The organism is Streptomyces sp. NPDC001351, assembly GCF_042896045.1.
GTDB lineage: Bacteria > Actinomycetota > Actinomycetes > Streptomycetales > Streptomycetaceae > Streptomyces.
On the sequence record NZ_JBIAWS010000029.1, the window covers coordinates 1 to 16,225 of the forward strand.

Sequence of the window (16,225 nt, forward strand, 5' to 3'; positions counted from 1 at the left end):
CCGCCTCCAGGCCATCGAGCGGGACACCGACGTGGCCTGAGCTGTGGTGCACACAACTTCGTACTCGATGGTGCACTCAGAGGAGTACCTAGACAACAGGGGAGGAGCGGCTGAACTGCTCAGCGAAGCTGCCGCAGAGGGAAGTCGTGCTGCCCTGTTCGAGCTGGTCGATCTCCGGCTGGGCTCTGGTGACATGCGCGGTGCCGAGGAGTTGCTGGCCCAGCCCGCTGCCAGCGGTGACCCGCGCGCGCTCAGGGAACTCGCAGTGCTTCGGGAAAGAGCAGGAGACGTCAAGGCTGCCGTGCAGCTGTTAACCGCAGCCGCCGATGCTGGCGATACGTCAGCCCTCGTCGACCTTGCGAGACTTCGCCGTGCGGCTGGTGATGACGAGGATGCCGAACGCCTGTTGAGCCAAGCAGCCGACTCTGGGGATGCCATAGCCCAAGCGATGCTGCACAGTGAGGGCGTGCGGCGTGGCCGCCAGGAGTTGAGAGGCCGACGTCCCCGTCGCGCTGAAGTCTCGGTCGAGGCGGGTGCTGAGCCGCTTCCCCGCCAGCCGGGAGCCCGGGACGATCAGGCGGCAGACCAGCCCCTCGCCCAAGCCGCTGAAGCCGGCCAGCCATGGGCAGCTGTCGAACTCGCCCGTCGACGGCAGCAGGCCGGGGACCTTCAAGGCGCTGAACAGTTCCTCAAAAATGCGGCTGCGGCTGGTCATCAGTGGGCCGTCATCCAGCTTGCCCGTCTCCGACACGCTGCCGGAGACCGCGAGGGCGCCGAGCAACTCCTGACCGAGGGCGCTGACAAGGGTGAGCCGACCGCCTTTTTCGAGATTGCCCGGATCCGCCGAGCTGCCGGTGATCTACCCGGCGCGGAACAGGCGCTCAATAGGGCCGACGAGACCGGTCATCCGCAAGCCCTCATCGAACTCTTCCTGCTCCTTACAGCGACCGGAGAGGATGCCCGCGCCGAAGACACCGTCAAACGCGCCCTCAATGCGGGGAAAGCCTGGGGAGGAACCGGGAGGGATGTCTTCCGTATGTGGAGCTACGGGCTTGACCCGGATGGAACCCCCACCCCGCCCTGGTGACCCCGGACCTGAGTGTCGACTCCACGGTGTGCCCGCCAATCAGCACGCAACCCGAGCCCGCAAGCAGCCCCCTGACGGTCGAGGTCCCGCCAAGCTGATCGGCTGATCGGCGGCGGGGCCGGACTGGCCGACCGTTCTGCGCCGCAGCCCCATGAAATGGGTTCATTCGACAGCTACTTGATGAATCGGTGATCGTCTCGCTCTTACTTAGTGACTGCGCCTGACAACCCGGTCTCGTAGCGAGGAGGTTCAGATGGCCGAACCGGCCGTGGTGGGGCTGAGCGCAATGCTCTTGGCTCTGCGATATCTCTACCCGTACCCAGGCGTGCTCCTGAGGGCTTGGATCAGCAGGCGGGAAGCACGATCACGCCAGGACCTCCTTGAGGCAGTTATTCCCCTGCTTCCCGGTGGTGGCGTGATCGCCTGGTCCAGTTTCGGGGAGGAACACTCCATGGTGTGCTCCTGGCCTGGTACCCAGTGGCACCATCAAGCCCAAGGACTGGAATCCGCAAGGAGCACGCCTTGGACATGAAAACGCCCGACGACCCGGACCCTTCCGCGGACCAATGGGCCGGCCAGTCGAGCTTCACCGACTTCTACGCCTCAGAGGTCAGGCTCATCGTCCTGTTCGTGTACAAGAACGGTGCGACGTGGGATGACGCATGGGACGCGACCCAGAACGCATTTGCGGAGGCGTTCCAGCGGTGGGACAGCATCGACTACCCGGCGAAGTACGTGCGGGCCACCGCACTGCGCAACTACCGGGCGCAAAAGCAGCGTTCGAGCGAGGACGTCCGGCGGGCTACCGAAGCGGAATGGTTCTACTTCCCGTCATTCGACCAGCTCAAGCTCCTCGACGAGGAGAAGGACGTCATCGATGCCATCGCAAAGTTGCCTGAACGGCAGCGTGAAGTCATGGCCTGGAACTACGACGGGTTCAGCATTCCGGAGATCTCGGATCTGCTCCACGTTGATCCCCGCCGTGTCCGCTCGAACCTTCATCTGGCACGAAAAAGGCTCAAGGAAGCCCTCAACGACAATCGCGACTGGTTCATGGGGGGTGACGAATGAGCACTCCATGGGACGACCTCGACAAGGATGAGCTGCAGGACCAGGCATTCGACAAGTACGTCGCGGCCGTGTCCGACTCCGCAGTGGACTCCCTGCATAACGTGATCAGCCTGGGCGATGGCCTCAACCAGGTGATCCAGAGGGCACGGGTGATGCCCCGCCACGAGCAGCAGCGGGACAATAAGCAACTGGTCCCCGAGCGGGCCCAGGCCCGCCCACCGGGTAATGCGGTGCTGAAGGGCCGCATCAAGTGGTTCGACGCGCGCGAGGGCATGGGCTATATCGCCGTGGCCCGAGGCCGCGAAGTCCCGGTTCATTGCCAGGATTTCAAGGTCTTCTCGCGTGCACCGAAACCCGGGGAGCAGGTCGAGTTCGTGATCAAGAACGGCAGGGCTGGCGATGTACGCCTGCTCAAGCCGACGCCGGACGCCTGACGCCAGTACCATCAGCCGGTCCAGGAACCCGGAAGCGGGCTCCCTGGGCCGGCTATCGCCGACTGATCACCCCCACCATCCGGGCCTGATCACCGACAGAGCAATATGGCTCATCACACGCGCCCTTGGTAGGCGCGGATGGGGACCTGCCACCGCTAGAGGTGTCTTCGTTGTCGCGGGACACGATGTCGGGCCCTTGGCTGTGGGTCAGCCGCAACTGGGCCAGATCGCCGGCGCGTTGGTTGGCGGGACGGCGCGCAAGACTCGTTCGCTCGGTAGCTCCCCGAGATCACGCCTCAAATCACCGGTGTGTGACGGTAGCGACCTGGCGGCTGAGCCTTGCAATGGTTCCTGCACGCCCGGTCTCGGCGGGACGAGATTGAGAAGTGAAGCTCCTCGTCAGTCAATTGCGGTTTGCCTTAGAGACAACGGTGTGGTGAAAGAGGCCAGCAGCTCCCAGACGCATTCGCGTACGGCAGGATCCGGCTCGTGCCGCGTGCGTGCTTCCAGCAAGGTCCGTGCACGGGAAGCGTCGGTCTCTGCCAGGGCGATGAGGTGCATGAGCCGCTGTCGTACGGTGGGATCGGGGTCTTCTGCCACCGTGTCTGCCAGGGATGTCCAGAAGGTGCGGTCTGTTCCTCTCAGTCGGGCTTGGGCTTGGTAGGCGGCGAACCGACTGTCAGGGTGGTTGTCGCGTGCGGCCTTGTCGACGACGGCGAGGAGGTCGTCGTGGGTAGCCCAGCCCTGTACGAGCGCCTCAACGGCCAGGGCACGGACCGTTCCTTCGGGATCCTCGGCGGCGTGCCTCACGACCGGCAGCGTGTCCTCGCGCCAGGCCCAATGCTGCGTGAGGGTTTCCACGGCGGCGCAACGCACCAGTCCGTGGGGATCCTTGGTGGCCTGTTTGACAATATGGAAGGTGCCCTCGTCGTGGGGAGCGCGTCGGGCGAGGTCGCGCAATGCCATGCTGCGGATCTGTGGGTCGGGCAGGTGTGCGGCAAAGCGCAGTAGGGCGTCGTGCGTATCGGTGGAGCCGTTTGCCATCAACATCGTGGCCTGCAGGCTGATAGCGCGCACGGTGGGGTCGCTGTCGCAGCCGGCCAGTGCCGCCGTCACCGTGCGGGCGTCAGGACTGTCGTGCCAAGCGTTGGCCAGGGCAGTGACGATGGTCCAGCGGACACGTGGATCGGGATCGGCCGTCGCACGGTGGGCCAGCAGCGTGAGCATGTCGTCATCGTGGCCCCAGTGACCGACCAACAAGGTCAGGGTGGCCGCTCTCACGGAAGGGTCCGGATCGTTGGCCGCCTGAGCCGTCAGGAGGCTTTGTATTCCATCGCCTTGATTAACTTTGTCCGCCAGGGCGTGTGCGGCAGCGATGCGCGCGGTCGGCTGACCTGCAGCGAGTGCGGCCAACAGCAGGCGCCGGGCTGCAGCAGGACCGGTTGTCAGCAGGGTGATGTGGTGGAGGACCGCCATGCGGGCGACCGGTGCGTATGTGCGGTGGGCCAGCTTCAGCAGGTCTTCGAGATCGTGCTGCAGGGCGCAGACGGCTCGTGCCGGTTCATCGCTGGCCTGGGTGAATTGACCGACGAGGGAGTACCAGCGCAAGAAGCGAGCGCGACCAGGCCATTGGGGGCTGAAGGAGGCCAGCGCGGGCAGCGCTGGGGCAAGGACGGGTTCGTGTCGTTGCCGCAGCTGGGGGGTCAGGATCCGCCGTCGCGCAGGATCTCGAACTCCGCTGCCACCAAAGGGCGCGTGCCTCTGGCCTGTTGGCGCAGGTAGCGGGTGGCAAGCAGGGGCACGTCGGCGTTGTTGTCGATGAGCTCGACGACGGCTGGGTGGAGTTCGTAGGACCACTCGGGTTCGCAGGTATCCGTCTTCCAGCGTGCCTGGACGAGGTCGTTGCCTGCGCCGCAGCGGCGGCAGCGATAGTGCTGTGCGATCTCCTCTAGGGGATAGAACTCGAAGGCGGGACACTCCTGGCAGCCCAGGGCCAGCCCTCTGCGCAGGATGCCCTGCCTGGTCCATTCGTCGACCTGGGCGCGCCGCTGTGGTGTATCCCATTCCGGTGCGATGGGGGTGGCTGCCAGGGCGCGGAAGGTCATCACCACTGAGGTCTTCAAAGCCCACCAGGCGCTCTCGGGCTGGCCGGGATGCTGCTGGCCGGGCAGGAACGTCTTCAGCAGGTTCCATCCGGGGCCATCGGCAAGCTCCTCAAGAGCCGCGCGGGAGCCAAGAAGTCGCTCGGCCACTGCCGCTCGTTTGCCCGCGGCGCTCGCCTGGACAGTATGGGGCTTGGCCGCCATTGCCAGGACTCCAGGCAGGCTCGGCCACCGCAACCGTGGTGCGGCCAACGTGCCTGCCAAAGAGGCGCCTTGGGGTACGAAGTCGAAGCGGTGTGAGGAGTAGGTGATGCCCCCGTCCGCGGCCCGCACGAATGTCGACCACAAGTTGCTCTGCCCGGCGTACAGTGCGTCGCCGGTCAACGCCCGGTGCGGCGGCAGCGGGTGGTCCGAAGCCACCAGAAGGACCTGCCATTTGTCCCGGGTTGCATCCAGGCCTGGCGGAACCTCCGCGGGGAGGCCCAGGGCGGCCTCCAGCGAGCCGTCTGGCAATACGGTGGCTGGCAGCGAACGCGGCAGATCCCACGCTTGCTCGTGGACGTAAAGGCTGTTTCCGCGGGTGCACAGTTCGTTCACAGAGACGCATGCGAATGCCTTGTCGTCCATCTCCTTGCCGTCGACGAAGGCGCGCAGCCGTCGGTCCCACATCTTGCGCATCCGCGCCTCGACGTCCTCCAAGGGCAACGAGGCACTGGTCACCCGGACCATGCCTGCCCCTGTCCAGCGCGGGAAGCGGCCCATGACCGTCAATGGACTCGGGTCCGGCCACGGCAGCCACATGCACGGGCCATGGACCAGACCGGCAAGCTGGGCCAGCGCGAAGTCCTCCGGCCTGTCCCCGACGACCAGACGGGCCAGCTGGGGGTCTTGGTGTCGGGCGTTGTCGACGGCCCGGATCAGGGTGGTGCGCAGCAGCGAGGAGCCGGCCTTGGACATGGGTTGGCCCTTGCGGTCGGTGTCGCCGTTTCGGATGCCTTGGGCACAAGCCCGGTGTAGGAGCGAAAGGCCTTGCCGTTGGGGAACCGGGGCGGGTCGCCGATCGCGGCGACCACCTCGTCAGTAACCGGCGCAGATCGGCCGCCTTGGCCGAGGACACCCGATAGACCCGGTGGCCGCCCGCAGCTGCTGGTAACGGCGGGCCTCGCTCATCCGTGGCGCGAGGCGATGGACCTGGAGATCGCGCTCAACAACATCAACAACGTTCGCCTCAAGCTCAAGCGGCTGGCCGACCGCGGGATCCTGGCCGAGACCGAGTCAGGCTTGTTCACTCAGTCCCGGCCGTAGACGACCGACGTCGCCACGACCTGCTCGCCTGTCCCACACGAAACGAAGAATCGGGCATCAGGTCTCATACCGCTCTCTCAGCTCACCTGGGCAATCGCCGGGGGAGTGGCGCCTCCTCAAATGCTGGGGGTCGATTGTTGTCGCGCTTGGGTGGGTGTGGTGTTGGTCCATCGTTTGTAGGCGCGGCGGAACTCGCGCGGGTCGTTGTAGCCGAGTTCGGCTGCGATGGCGGTGATCGACCTGCGTGTCTGCATCAGCAGTACGTCGGCCTGCTGCCGCCGTACCCGGTCCTGGATCGTGCCGAAGCTGTACCCGGCTTTGGCGAGGTGACGATGAAGGGTGCGGGGACTCATGCCGAGCGCGTCAGCGACCTGCGTCGCGGTTCGGCGGGAGCGGAGGTCTTGGCGAAGTGTTCCTTCGACGGCTGCGACGAGGTCGTCGACCGGGTCGGAGTCCAGGATCGCGCGAGTGGCGTGCAGAGCGGCCTCGAACTGGGTGGCGTTCGCCGTGGGAACGCGCCGCTCTTCGAGGGCACTGGGCATCGTGAGGGTCGTGCGTTCGCAGTCGAAGGTGACCGGGCAGCGCCACAGTCGGGTGTACTCCGCAGCCCACGGTGGCGGCGGGTAGGACAATTCTGCGGCCAGCGGGCCGGATGACGGACCGAACATGAGCCGGGTGAGGACCACGATCCCGGCGAACGCCTCCTCGCTGAGGAAGACCAGCAGGTCCGGCTCGTGGGTGCGGGGCAGGAGCTCGACCACGTTTCCCTGGTCCGTGCGGGACACGAGGTAGTCCATCATCGTGCCCGCCCCTTGCTGGAACCGGGTCGCGACCTTGAGGGCTTCGGCGCCCGTCGAGGCGGACCGCACGGCGGTGCCGAGCGTTCCCCAGGTGAGGAGCGGGTCGCGGCTTCCGATCATGAGGCCGATCGGTCCGGCGGGCAGTTCCTTCAGGGCGCGGCGTATCACGGTGATCGCCTGCCGGTAGGAGACCAGCGTCCGGGGCTGCTCGAGCCGGGCCCGATCCAGGCCCGTGCCCGCGAACCACCTGGCCGTCTCGATTCGGTGGTGGTCGGCCATTTCGAGCAACCCGGTCAGGGTCAGCGGAGGAATCGTGGCCTGCGTCAGCTTCGGTTTCTCCACGGTCCGCCTCCTCGGCATCCTGCCGCCGCCAGCTGCCTCCGCCCGAGGTGAGGAGGGGCCGCGTTCGCGCCATGACGGGGGGAAATGTTGCCACAAGCGTGACGCGGCGCCCAGCTTCGGGCGGCGCGCTCCTACCGTCGCTCAACCGTTCGTGGTTGCGGCAGGCAATTGGCCGCCGCGCAGCGATGACGTCGCACCACGGGCCAGGAGGCGGAGCAAGGCGAGGGAGGAACACGCGATGAGCGACGTGATGAAGCTGGGGTGCGTGGGCGTGCACGTGCTCGACCATCTGGTGATCGGGATCGAGTCGATCCCCGAGCGCAACGAGGGTCAGCTGGTCGAAACCATCCGCGCCACCGCCGCCGGCACGGCAGGCGGGACAGCGCTGGTGGCGGCGCGGCTGGGAGCCGACGTCCGCAGCGTCGGAGCGATCGGGGACGACGTTCTCGCGGACACACTCGTGGCGCTCCTGGCCCGCGAAGGCGTGGACACCTCCGGCCTGGTGCGCAAGGAGGGCCACCAGACATCGGCCTCCGTGCTGCCCGTCCGCCCGAACGGCGACCGCCCGGCCTGGCATTGCATCGGGGCGAACGCGGCGTTCACCCTCGGCGACGTCTCCGACGAGTTGCTGCGTGACCTGACGCATCTGCACCTCGGCGGTCCGGAGTTCCTCGGCGGCGACGCCGCCGCCTCGCTGCTGGCCCGGGCACGCTCGTGCGGTGCGACGACCTCGGTCGACATCCTCGCCTCCGGCGACCCGGGAATGCTGGAGTGGATCGCGGCCGCGCTGCCCCACACCGACTACCTGCTGCCCAACCACGAGCAGGTGCTGGGCTTCACCGGCGCCGACGACCTGGTCACCGGCGCCCGCGCGCTCGTGAGCGCCGGCGCCGGGTGCGTGGCGGTGACCCACGGCGCCCATGGCGCGGTGGTGGTGACCGCGGACGAGGTGGTGAAGGTTCCGGCCTACGCGGTGAAGGTCGTCGACACCACCGGGTGCGGCGATGCGTTCAGCGCGGGCTTCCTGCGCGCCCGGTCGCTAGGGCTCGGGCTGCGGGAGGCGGCCGAGCTCGGCTGCGCGACGTCGGCACAGGTCGCCGGCGGCCTCGGGACCGACGCCGGCACCTACACGCTCGACGACATCCGCGCATTCGCCGCGAGCGCCGACCGCCTGGACGTGCGGTGAGCCCCCGTAAGAGACCGGCCGCGACGACGTTGATGGTCTGCGCGGTATACGGCGCTCAGGGGCTCGGCTACGCCGCGGTCGTCACCGCGCTTCCCGCGGCCAAGGACCGCATGGACTTCAGCGACGCCGTCCTCTCCGCGATCCTGCTCGGGGTCTGCGTCGCCGCGGTGTTCGGGTCGGGACTGGCGGATGCGGTCGCCGTGCGCCGCGGGAGCCGGAGTGCGCTGTGCCTCGGATTCCTGCTGCAGTTCGCCGCCATGGCCGGGATGAGCCTCGCCCACGACCGAGGCGTCTACCTGGGCGCGGTCGCCGTCTACGGCTTGGGCCTGGGCACGGTCGACGCCGGCAGCAACATGCAGGGCGTCGCCCTGCAAAGCCGCGCCGGAGTGCCCATGATGGGCCGCCTGTACTCGGCCTTCACCGCCGGCGGCATCATCGGAGCGCTCCTCGCCGCGGCTCTGGCCACCGGCGGTGTCTCCGCGCTCACCCTGGTCGGGGGCGTTGCCCTGCTGCAGCTCACCGTGGCCCTCACCGGCCGTATCTGGCTCGTGCCGCAGCCTCCGGCCCGAACGGCGGACACCACTTCGCCCGATCGCCGGAGCACCCCACTCCCGCGAGCGGCGATCTGGGCTGTCGGGTCGCTCGTCCTCGTCGCCTACGTGCTCGACGCGGCGGTCTCGACCTGGAGCACGGTCTATCTCTCCGACGGTTTGAAGACCTCCGATGCCGTCGCGCCGATTGGCTATGCGGCCTACCTGGCGATGGTCCTGCTCGCCCGGCTCGTGACCGACCCGGCCGTGCTGCGCTGGGGCCGGCGTGCCGTCGGTGTCTGCACCATCCCTCTCGGAACGATCGGGTGCGCCCTCGTCGTCGCCGGCCCGGGCGCCGCCGCGGCGGTCGCCGGATTCGCGGTCGCCGGGATCGCCACCGGCGTCCTGGTGCCGATCGCCTTCGCGGCCGCCGGTCAGCTGCTGCCCGCCCGCAGCGACGAGGTCATAGCCCGCGTCAACGTCTTCAACTACGCCGGCGCCGTCACCGGGGCCGTCGTCCCGGGCCTGCTCGGCTCAGGTGCCGCCCTCCGGCTCGGGTTCGTGGCACCCGCGCTCGCGCTCCTGCTCCTGCTGCCCATCGCCCGCCGGCTCCCGACCCGTACCTCTGCTTCCCCCAAGCCTCTTCCCGAAGGAGAACCAGCGTGACCGACAGCTTCGACGTCGATGTCGTAGTGGTGGGCGCCGGACTTTCCGGCCTCGCCGCCGCCCGCAGCCTGCAGCGGCACGGGCTGCGCGTGAAGGTGTTCGAGGCGCTCGACAGGGTCGGAGGCCGGGTCCACTCCGCCACCGTCGCCGATGCGCATGTCGACCTCGGAGGCACCTTCGTCGGCCCCGACCACGACCACATCAACTCCCTCGCGGACGAGGTCGGCGTTGGCCGCTACCTGACGCACGAGGCCGGGGACACCCTGCTGCTGTGGCGCAAGGACCGCAAGCGGTACCGCGGGGTCGCCCTCCCGATCGGTGCGACCTCCTTGCTGGACCTCGCCCGTGTCCGTTCCTCCCTTGAGCGGATGAGCCGCAAGATCCCCGTCGGCAGGCCGTGGGACGCCCCCGATGCGGCAGGCCTCGACGCCCAGACCCTCGGCAGCTGGCTCGCCGCCAAGCACGCCGGCCAGGCGACCAAAGACCTGCTGGCGGTGGTGTGCAAGACCTCGTGGGGCTGCGAACCCTCGGAGATCTCGCTGCTGTACGTGCTGCACTACATCGCCCAGGCCGGCGGGCTCGACCCGCTGCTCGACACCCGCGGCGGCGCGCAGGAGCAGCACTTCGTCGAAGGCTCGCACGAGATCGCCGTCCGCGTCGCCGACGGACTGGGGGCGGACACCGTCCACCTCGGGTCGCCGGTCCTGCGGATCGACTGGAGCGACCACGCCGTGACCGTCCATACCGACGACGGCCCCACCACCGCACGCCGCGTCATCGTCGCGGTGCCGCCGGCCATGCGACGCCGGATCCGGTTCGTCCCCGACCTTCCCGCCGCGCACCGGCGCCTTTCACAGCGCTGGTCGCCCGGCGTCCTGTCCAAGATCTACGCCGTCTACGACACGCCGTTCTGGCGCGAACAGGGCCTCAGCGGCATGACGATCTCCGACGAAGGCCCCGTCTTCATCACCTTCGACGCCAGCCCTCCCGACGCCTCCCGCGGCGTCCTCCTCGGCTTCATCGGAGGCGACTACGCACGCGAGTGGGACGCAGTGGACGCTGCCGAGCGGCGCCTGCGCACGCTCTCGGCGCTCGCGGACCTCTTCGGTGAACGCGTCCTGAAACCACGCGGCTACACCGATCAGCGGTGGGGCGAGGAGGACTGGCTCGGCGGCGGGCCCACGGCAGCACCGGGCCCCGGAGCGGTCGCCTCGTTGCACGCCCGGCTGACAGAGCCGGTCGGCCCCATCCACTGGGCCGGCACCGAGACCGCGCGACGTTGGGCCGGATTCATGGACGGCGCGGTCGCAGCCGGCGAACGCGCCGCCCGCGAGACCGCCATCGAACTCACCACGACCACGCCCTACGAGAAGGCACGCCGATGACCTGGAGCCGCTACCACAGCCAGCTGACCACCGCCACCGCCCCCCAGCTGTGGGAGCGCTGGACGAACGCCGCCTACTGGCAGCTCGACGATCCCGGCGTCGCATGGGCCCAGATCGACGGCCCCCTCACCGTCGGAACCACCGGAGTCGTCAAGGACCACGGCACCCCGGCCCAGAAGATCGAGTTCACCCGCGTCGAACACGAACGCGCCATGGACTTCGTCATCCGGCTGCCACTGGCCACCCTGACCATCACCCACGACATGGAGCCCGCCGGCGAGGGCATGCGCACCACCCACGGCGTCGTCCTCGACGGCCCCCTGCACCGCCTCTACGCCGCGTTGCTCGGCGGGAAACTCGCACGCCAACTCCCCGTCGTGGTCCGCAACGTGACGGCCGGCGCCCTGAAGCGCTGAGCCGCCCGGACAAGACCGAACAGCCACCACCCGATGCAACGGCACAAGAACGGACGCGGTGACAACGCAGTGGACGACACGCACGAACTGAAAACCCGGACAGCTCTGGTCGACGCGAGCCGGTACCTCCACGACACCGGGCTCGTCACCGGCACGTCGGGAAACCTCAGCGTCCGCACCGGCGACCAGGTACTCGTGACGCCGTCCGGGGTGAACTACCGGACGCTGGAACCCGCCGGCATCGCCCGCGTCACACTCGACGGCGAGATCCTCGACCCGGGCGCGAGCTCACCCTCCTCGGAAACCCCCCTCCACCTGGGGATCTACCGCACAACCGACGCCCAGGCCATCGTGCACACGCACGCGCCGTGGGCCACCGCCCTCGGCCTGGTGCGCGACGAGCTGCCCAGCGTCCACTACGCCATCCTCCAGCTCGGAGGCCCGATCCGAGTGGCGCCCTACGCAACCTTCGGCAGCCAGGAACTCGCCGACAACGTGCGTCGCGCGATGCTCGACCGGAAGGCTGCGCTCATGCGCAACCACGGCGCAGTCACCAGTGGCGCCACATTGGCCGAGGCGGTCCACAACGCCGAATCGGTCGAATGGCTCGCACGCCTGTACATGCAGGCCGCCCAACTCGCAGAGCCGGCAACGCTGACAAGCGAGCAATTGGAGGACGTATGGCGCCGTGCCACAGCCAGCGGATATCAGCCCTGAACCAACCTCCAGGCGCCCGCGCCACAAGGCCGGCGCGCGGCCACAAACACCGAACTGGCGCGCCTGTGAGCCATGCCAGGTCGAAAGCGAAAGGGATTTTGTGAGTCCGACCAGCCAAGCAGCCGCCAGTCGGCGCGGGCACGCCGCCGCCACGTTCGACTCGCTCGACCCCGCCTCCGGAGAGGTCGTCGGTACCCACCCGGTGCACACGGAGGAAGAGGTACGCGCGGCCGTCGACAGCGCCCGCACCGAGGCCGCCTGGTGGGCCGACCTCGGCTTCACCGCACGCAAGCGGCACCTGACGGCGTGGAAAGCCGCGATGGTCCAGCGACTGCCCGAGCTGATCGAGACAGTGCACCGCGAAACCGGCAAACCGGGCGGTGACGCGACGCTCGAGGCAGGGCTCGCGATCGAACACATCGGGTGGGCCGCCGGACACGCGAGGAGAGTGCTCGGTCGGCGCAAGGTGTCCCCGGGCTTGCTGATGGTCAATCAGTCCGCGTCGGTGGCCTACAAGCCGCTGGGGGTGATCGGCGTGATCGGGCCGTGGAACTACCCGGTCTTCACACCGCTGGGGTCGATCGCCTACGCACTGGCAGCCGGCAATGCCGTGGTCTTCAAGCCCAGCGAGTACACGCCGGGGGTGGGCGTGTGGCTCGCCGAGCGATTCGAGGAGGCCGTGGGCCGTCCGGTCCTCCAGGTCGTCACCGGCCTCGGTGCCACCGGCGCCGCACTGTGCCACGCCGGGGCCGACAAGATCGCCTTCACCGGATCGACGGCCACCGGTAAGAAGGTGATGGCCGCGTGCGCCGAGACGCTCACACCGGTGGTCATCGAGGCCGGGGGCAAGGACGCTGTGATCGTCGACGCCGACGCCGACATCCCAGCCGCGGCCGACGCGGCGCTGTGGGGCGCGTGCGGCAACGCCGGGCAGACGTGCATCGGCGTCGAGCGGGTCTACGTCCACGAGCAGGTGTACGACGAGTTCGTCGACGCACTCACAACCAAGGCCGCCGGCCTGCACGCGGGCGCCGAGGGCAAGATCGGGCCGATCACCATGCCGAGCCAGCTGCACGTCATCCGCCGGCACGTGCAGGACGCCCTCGACAAGGGCGGCCGTGCGGTGGTCGGCGGCCTCGACGCCGTGGGCGAGCGCTATGTGCAGCCGACCATCCTGGTCGACGTGCCGGAGAACTCCCTGGCGGTGCAGGAGGAGACCTTCGGACCGACCATGACCGTCGCGAAGGTGCGGGACATGGACGAAGCCATCGAACTGACCAACGCGACCGCCTACGGCCTCGGCAACACGGTCTTCAGCAAGCGCCACGGCATGGCGGTCGCCGAGCGGATCCGCTCGGGCATGTCCGCGGTCAACGGCGTGATCAGCTTCGCCGGCATACCGAGCCTGCCCTTCGGCGGCGTCGGCGACTCCGGCTTCGGCCGCATCCACGGGCCCGACGGCCTGAAGGAGTTCACATACGCCAAGGCGATCGCCCGGCAGAGGTTCAGGCCGATGCTCACACTGACCACCTTCGACCGCACCGAGAAGACCGACAGGCTGTTCACTCGGGTGATCGGCTTGCTCCACGGGCCCAGGACGAGGAAGTAGCCGTAGGTGCATGTGTCGGAACCTCCTGTGCCTCGTTTACCTGTCATGGGCATCAGCGATTTCGCACAGCGAACCGGGGTGCAGGAAGACGGCCGCTGGGCGTTCGGAGCGAACTACCTGAACTTCGTGAAGGCGCGGGCGACCCATATCTCCGCCATGAACCGCTTCTTCGGCCTGGCCCTCCCAGCGCGATGCCGTCATGAAGATGTCCTCGCCGGTGACCACGCGCCTCGACATCGTCAAGAACGCGGCCCCTGGCGGCCGGCAAGGCCACCCCTGGTGCTGCCGTAACGCCGAGTGGTAGGCACGATGCTCGCGCTCGACGCCGATCATGCCGAGGTCTGCCAAGGCGAACACGACCAGGACGCCACGCCGGCTGCTGTGGCTCTCGTACACCGCCGCGGCGCGAGCCCGTTGTCCCACATTCACCCCGACGCCCTGCCCTGAGCGAGGTGGGCATCGCGGCGAACGCCATGCGGTAACTGCCCTGCGTCGACCTCACGGTGGTTGCCCGACCGGAACGCCGGACACCCGCATCCTCGGCCTGCCCAACCGTCGTCTTCTGCGGTAACGGCCTGCTCGCCCTCGGCACTGCAGGCGCGGTACGAGGCCGGACTGTGCGTGCCGGACGACGTCGAGGTCATCGGCTACGACGACATCGACGTCGCGGCGTCCGCCGTCGAACCGCTGGCCTCGGTGCGCCGACCTGCCCTCGCCATGGGCCGACAGGCCGGTGCGACCCCGATGCGTCGCCGTTGGCCCCTGTCGGTGGGACGGCACCGGCAGGGTGCCGTGGCGGTGAGCCTGCGCCCTCAGCGGCCTCGCGCGATCCATGTGGAGAGGTGCGGCGCCTCGTCGCCGATCGTGGTGTCTGCTCCGTGCCCGGTGCGGACGGTGGTGGCGGGAGGCAGCACCAGCAGGCGGTCGCGGATCGAGCGGATGATGGTGGGGAAATGGGAGTACGACCGCCCGGTCGCTCCCGGCCCGCCCGCGAACAGGGTGTCACCTGTGAAGACGGTGGCGAGGTCCGGCAGGTACAGGCAGATGGCACCCGGCGTGTGTCCGGGGGTGTGGAGGACACGCAGGTCTGTGCCGGCGACCTCGATGCGCTGGTTGTCGGAGAGGTAACCGTCGGGGTCGCGGTCCGAGTGGGTGTGCTTCCACAGCAGCCGATCGTCCAGGTGGAGCAGGATGGGTGCGCCGGTGGCCGCAGCGAGCGCCGGTGCCGCGTTGATGTGGTCGTTGTGGGCGTGGGTGCACACGATGGCGACCAGCTTCCGGTCGCCGACGGCCTCGGCGACGGCGTCGGCGTCGTGGGCGGGGTCGATGACGACCGCTTCATGATCGTCGCCGACGACCCAGACGTTGTTGTCGACGTCCCAGGTGCCGCCGTCCAGTGTGAAGACGCCCGAGGTGACCACGCTTTCGATACGCAGGCCGGTCATCAGAGGATCACCACCGAGCGCAGGACGTCGCCCTTGTGCATGCGGGCGAAGGCGTCCTCGACCTCGTCGAGGGCGATGGTCTCGCTGACGATGGCGTCCAGGTCGAGGCGGCCCTGGAGGTAGAGGTCGATGAGCATGGGGAAGTCGCGGGAGGGCAGGCAGTCGCCGTACCAGGAGGACTTCAGGGCCCCACCGCGTCCGAAGACGTCCAGCAGCGGCAGTTCGACGGTCATCTCGGGGGTGGGCACTCCGACGAGGACGACGGTGCCGGCCAGGTCGCGGGCGTAGAAGGCCTGCCGGTAGGTCTCCGGCCGGCCTACGGCCTCGATCACCACGTCGGCGCCGAAGCCTCCGGTGAGGTGGCGGATGGCCTCGACCGGTTCGGTGGTGCTGGAGTTGACCGTGTGTGTGGCGCCCAGGGACTTGGCGGTGGACAGCTTGCGGTCGTCGATGTCGACGGCAATGACCTTCGCCGCGCCGGCCAGACGTGCGCCGACAACGGCCGCGTCGCCGACACCGCCGCAGCCGATGACGGCCACGGTGTCGCCCCGGCCGACGCCGCCGGTGTTGATCGCGGCACCGATGCCCGCCATCACCCCGCAGCCCAGCAGCCCTGCGGCGGCCGGGGAGGCAGCCGGATCCACCTTGGTGCACTGACCGGCGGCGACGAGTGTCTTCTCTGCGAACGCACCGATGCCGAGGGCGGGCGAAAGCTCGGTTCCGTCGGGCAGGGTCATCTTCTGCCGCGCGTTGTGCGTGTCGAAGCAGTACTGCGGGCGGCCGCGCCGACAGGCGCGGCAACGGCCACACACCGCACGCCAATTGAGGATGACGAAGTCACCCGGGGCAACGTCGGTCACGTCGGGTCCGACCTGCTCGACGACGCCTGCCGCCTCGTGGCCGAGGAGGAAGGGGAAGTCGTCGTTGATGCCGCCCTCGCGGTAGTGCAGGTCGGTATGGCAGACGCCGCACGCCTGCACCTTCACGACCGCCTCTCCCGGGCCGGGGTCGGGGACGACGATCGTCTCGACGTGTACCGCTTCGCCTTTGGTGCGGGCGACGACTCCGCGTACGTGCTGGGGCATGGGGGAGGGGTCCTTTCGGTGGGTAAGGCGGGGTCCGGTGAGTGT

General features: G+C 68.8%; 16 protein-coding genes and 1 pseudogene. 11 read left to right on the forward strand and 6 right to left on the reverse strand.

All coding sequences use genetic code 11. The annotated features are described in order from the left end of the window. Positions 1 to 448 precede the first annotated feature (448 nt). The 3 genes from ACFY1U_RS49980 to ACFY1U_RS49990 all read left to right on the forward strand — a co-directional run bounded on the left by ACFY1U_RS49980 (position 449) and on the right by ACFY1U_RS49990 (position 2,592). Positions 449 to 1,087: a tetratricopeptide repeat protein gene (locus tag ACFY1U_RS49980; protein ID WP_390700804.1), complete on the forward strand. Its 639-nt coding sequence runs from the start codon at positions 449 to 451 to the stop codon at positions 1,085 to 1,087. Between the two features lie 528 nt (positions 1,088 to 1,615). Beyond that, on the forward strand, positions 1,616 to 2,158 hold the full coding sequence (locus ACFY1U_RS49985) for an RNA polymerase sigma factor (protein ID WP_389085179.1): 543 nt from the start codon (positions 1,616 to 1,618) through the stop codon (positions 2,156 to 2,158). After that, a complete protein-coding gene (locus ACFY1U_RS49990; RefSeq protein ID WP_389085177.1) occupies positions 2,155 to 2,592 on the forward strand; it encodes a cold shock domain-containing protein in 438 nt (145 codons plus the stop codon). The genes ACFY1U_RS49985 and ACFY1U_RS49990 overlap by 4 nt, the downstream gene beginning before the upstream one ends. Positions 2,593 to 2,991: 399 nt before the next feature. On the opposite strand, the gene ACFY1U_RS49995 is transcribed toward ACFY1U_RS49990, so the two are convergent. The 4 genes from ACFY1U_RS49995 to ACFY1U_RS50010 all read right to left on the reverse strand — a co-directional run bounded on the left by ACFY1U_RS49995 (position 2,992) and on the right by ACFY1U_RS50010 (position 7,141). After that, complete coding sequence (locus tag ACFY1U_RS49995; RefSeq protein WP_389085175.1) at positions 2,992 to 4,200, reverse strand: HEAT repeat domain-containing protein; 1,209 nt, start codon at positions 4,198 to 4,200, stop codon at positions 2,992 to 2,994. 95 nt (positions 4,201 to 4,295) lie between these two features. Then, entirely contained in the window at positions 4,296 to 5,651 is a 1,356-nt protein-coding gene (locus ACFY1U_RS50000) for a hypothetical protein (RefSeq protein WP_390700778.1), read from the reverse strand. Further along, on the reverse strand, positions 5,612 to 5,767 hold the full coding sequence (locus ACFY1U_RS50005; RefSeq protein WP_390700779.1) for a transposase: 156 nt from the start codon (positions 5,765 to 5,767) through the stop codon (positions 5,612 to 5,614). Before ACFY1U_RS50005 ends, ACFY1U_RS50000 begins: the two co-directional genes overlap by 40 nt. A gap of 348 nt (positions 5,768 to 6,115) precedes the next feature. Next, positions 6,116 to 7,141 (reverse strand): AraC family transcriptional regulator, encoded by a 1,026-nt coding sequence (locus ACFY1U_RS50010; RefSeq protein ID WP_390700780.1) that lies wholly within the window; start codon positions 7,139 to 7,141, stop codon positions 6,116 to 6,118. Positions 7,142 to 7,379: 238 nt separating this feature from the next. Here ACFY1U_RS50010 and ACFY1U_RS50015 point away from each other — a divergent pair, with 238 nt between their 5' ends. From ACFY1U_RS50015 to ACFY1U_RS50050, 8 genes and pseudogenes are all read left to right on the forward strand, one after another. Then, entirely contained in the window at positions 7,380 to 8,327 is a 948-nt protein-coding gene (locus ACFY1U_RS50015) for a carbohydrate kinase family protein (protein WP_390700781.1), read from the forward strand. Beyond that, positions 8,324 to 9,523 carry an MFS transporter gene (locus ACFY1U_RS50020; RefSeq protein WP_390700782.1) on the forward strand — a complete coding sequence of 400 codons (1,200 nt, stop codon included), beginning with the start codon at positions 8,324 to 8,326 and terminating at the stop codon, positions 9,521 to 9,523. The genes ACFY1U_RS50015 and ACFY1U_RS50020 overlap by 4 nt, the downstream gene beginning before the upstream one ends. Next, on the forward strand, positions 9,520 to 10,908 hold the full coding sequence (locus tag ACFY1U_RS50025) for a flavin monoamine oxidase family protein (protein ID WP_390700783.1): 1,389 nt from the start codon (positions 9,520 to 9,522) through the stop codon (positions 10,906 to 10,908). Before ACFY1U_RS50020 ends, ACFY1U_RS50025 begins: the two co-directional genes overlap by 4 nt. Beyond that, the gene (locus ACFY1U_RS50030; RefSeq protein WP_351955265.1) at positions 10,905 to 11,324 is read left to right on the forward strand and encodes a hypothetical protein; all 420 of its coding nucleotides are present in this window, start codon (positions 10,905 to 10,907) and stop codon (positions 11,322 to 11,324) included. The genes ACFY1U_RS50025 and ACFY1U_RS50030 overlap by 4 nt, the downstream gene beginning before the upstream one ends. 69 nt (positions 11,325 to 11,393) lie before the next feature. Beyond that, positions 11,394 to 12,041 carry a class II aldolase/adducin family protein gene (locus ACFY1U_RS50035; protein WP_390700784.1) on the forward strand — a complete coding sequence of 216 codons (648 nt, stop codon included), beginning with the start codon at positions 11,394 to 11,396 and terminating at the stop codon, positions 12,039 to 12,041. A gap of 100 nt (positions 12,042 to 12,141) precedes the next feature. Then, a complete protein-coding gene (locus ACFY1U_RS50040) occupies positions 12,142 to 13,650 on the forward strand; it encodes an aldehyde dehydrogenase family protein (protein WP_390700785.1) in 1,509 nt (502 codons plus the stop codon). A gap of 45 nt (positions 13,651 to 13,695) precedes the next feature. Then, complete coding sequence (locus tag ACFY1U_RS50045) at positions 13,696 to 13,941, forward strand: hypothetical protein (protein ID WP_390700786.1); 246 nt, start codon at positions 13,696 to 13,698, stop codon at positions 13,939 to 13,941. A gap of 330 nt (positions 13,942 to 14,271) precedes the next feature. Further along, positions 14,272 to 14,334 (forward strand): annotated as a pseudogene (locus tag ACFY1U_RS50050) (hypothetical protein); the annotation flags it as partial. A gap of 128 nt (positions 14,335 to 14,462) precedes the next feature. On the opposite strand, the gene ACFY1U_RS50055 reads toward ACFY1U_RS50050, so the two are convergent. After that, on the reverse strand, positions 14,463 to 15,095 hold the full coding sequence (locus ACFY1U_RS50055) for an MBL fold metallo-hydrolase (RefSeq protein ID WP_390700787.1): 633 nt from the start codon (positions 15,093 to 15,095) through the stop codon (positions 14,463 to 14,465). Next, a complete protein-coding gene (locus ACFY1U_RS50060; RefSeq protein WP_390700788.1) occupies positions 15,095 to 16,180 on the reverse strand; it encodes an S-(hydroxymethyl)mycothiol dehydrogenase in 1,086 nt (361 codons plus the stop codon). The genes ACFY1U_RS50055 and ACFY1U_RS50060 overlap by 1 nt, the downstream gene beginning before the upstream one ends. Positions 16,181 to 16,225 lie beyond the last annotated feature (45 nt).

Coding starts and splice junctions, on each gene's coding strand:
- ACFY1U_RS50060 (WP_390700788.1), bottom strand. CDS start 16,180: ATGCCCCAGCACGTACGCGGAGTCGTCGCCCGCACCAAAGGCGAAGCG.
- ACFY1U_RS49980 (WP_390700804.1), top strand. CDS start 449: ATGCTGCACAGTGAGGGCGTGCGGCGTGGCCGCCAGGAGTTGAGAGGC.
- ACFY1U_RS50015 (WP_390700781.1), top strand. CDS start 7,380: ATGAGCGACGTGATGAAGCTGGGGTGCGTGGGCGTGCACGTGCTCGAC.
- ACFY1U_RS50030 (WP_351955265.1), top strand. CDS start 10,905: ATGACCTGGAGCCGCTACCACAGCCAGCTGACCACCGCCACCGCCCCC.
- ACFY1U_RS50055 (WP_390700787.1), bottom strand. CDS start 15,095: ATGACCGGCCTGCGTATCGAAAGCGTGGTCACCTCGGGCGTCTTCACA.
- ACFY1U_RS49990 (WP_389085177.1), top strand. CDS start 2,155: ATGAGCACTCCATGGGACGACCTCGACAAGGATGAGCTGCAGGACCAG.
- ACFY1U_RS49985 (WP_389085179.1), top strand. CDS start 1,616: ATGAAAACGCCCGACGACCCGGACCCTTCCGCGGACCAATGGGCCGGC.
- ACFY1U_RS50045 (WP_390700786.1), top strand. CDS start 13,696: ATGGGCATCAGCGATTTCGCACAGCGAACCGGGGTGCAGGAAGACGGC.
- ACFY1U_RS50000 (WP_390700778.1), bottom strand. CDS start 5,651: ATGTCCAAGGCCGGCTCCTCGCTGCTGCGCACCACCCTGATCCGGGCC.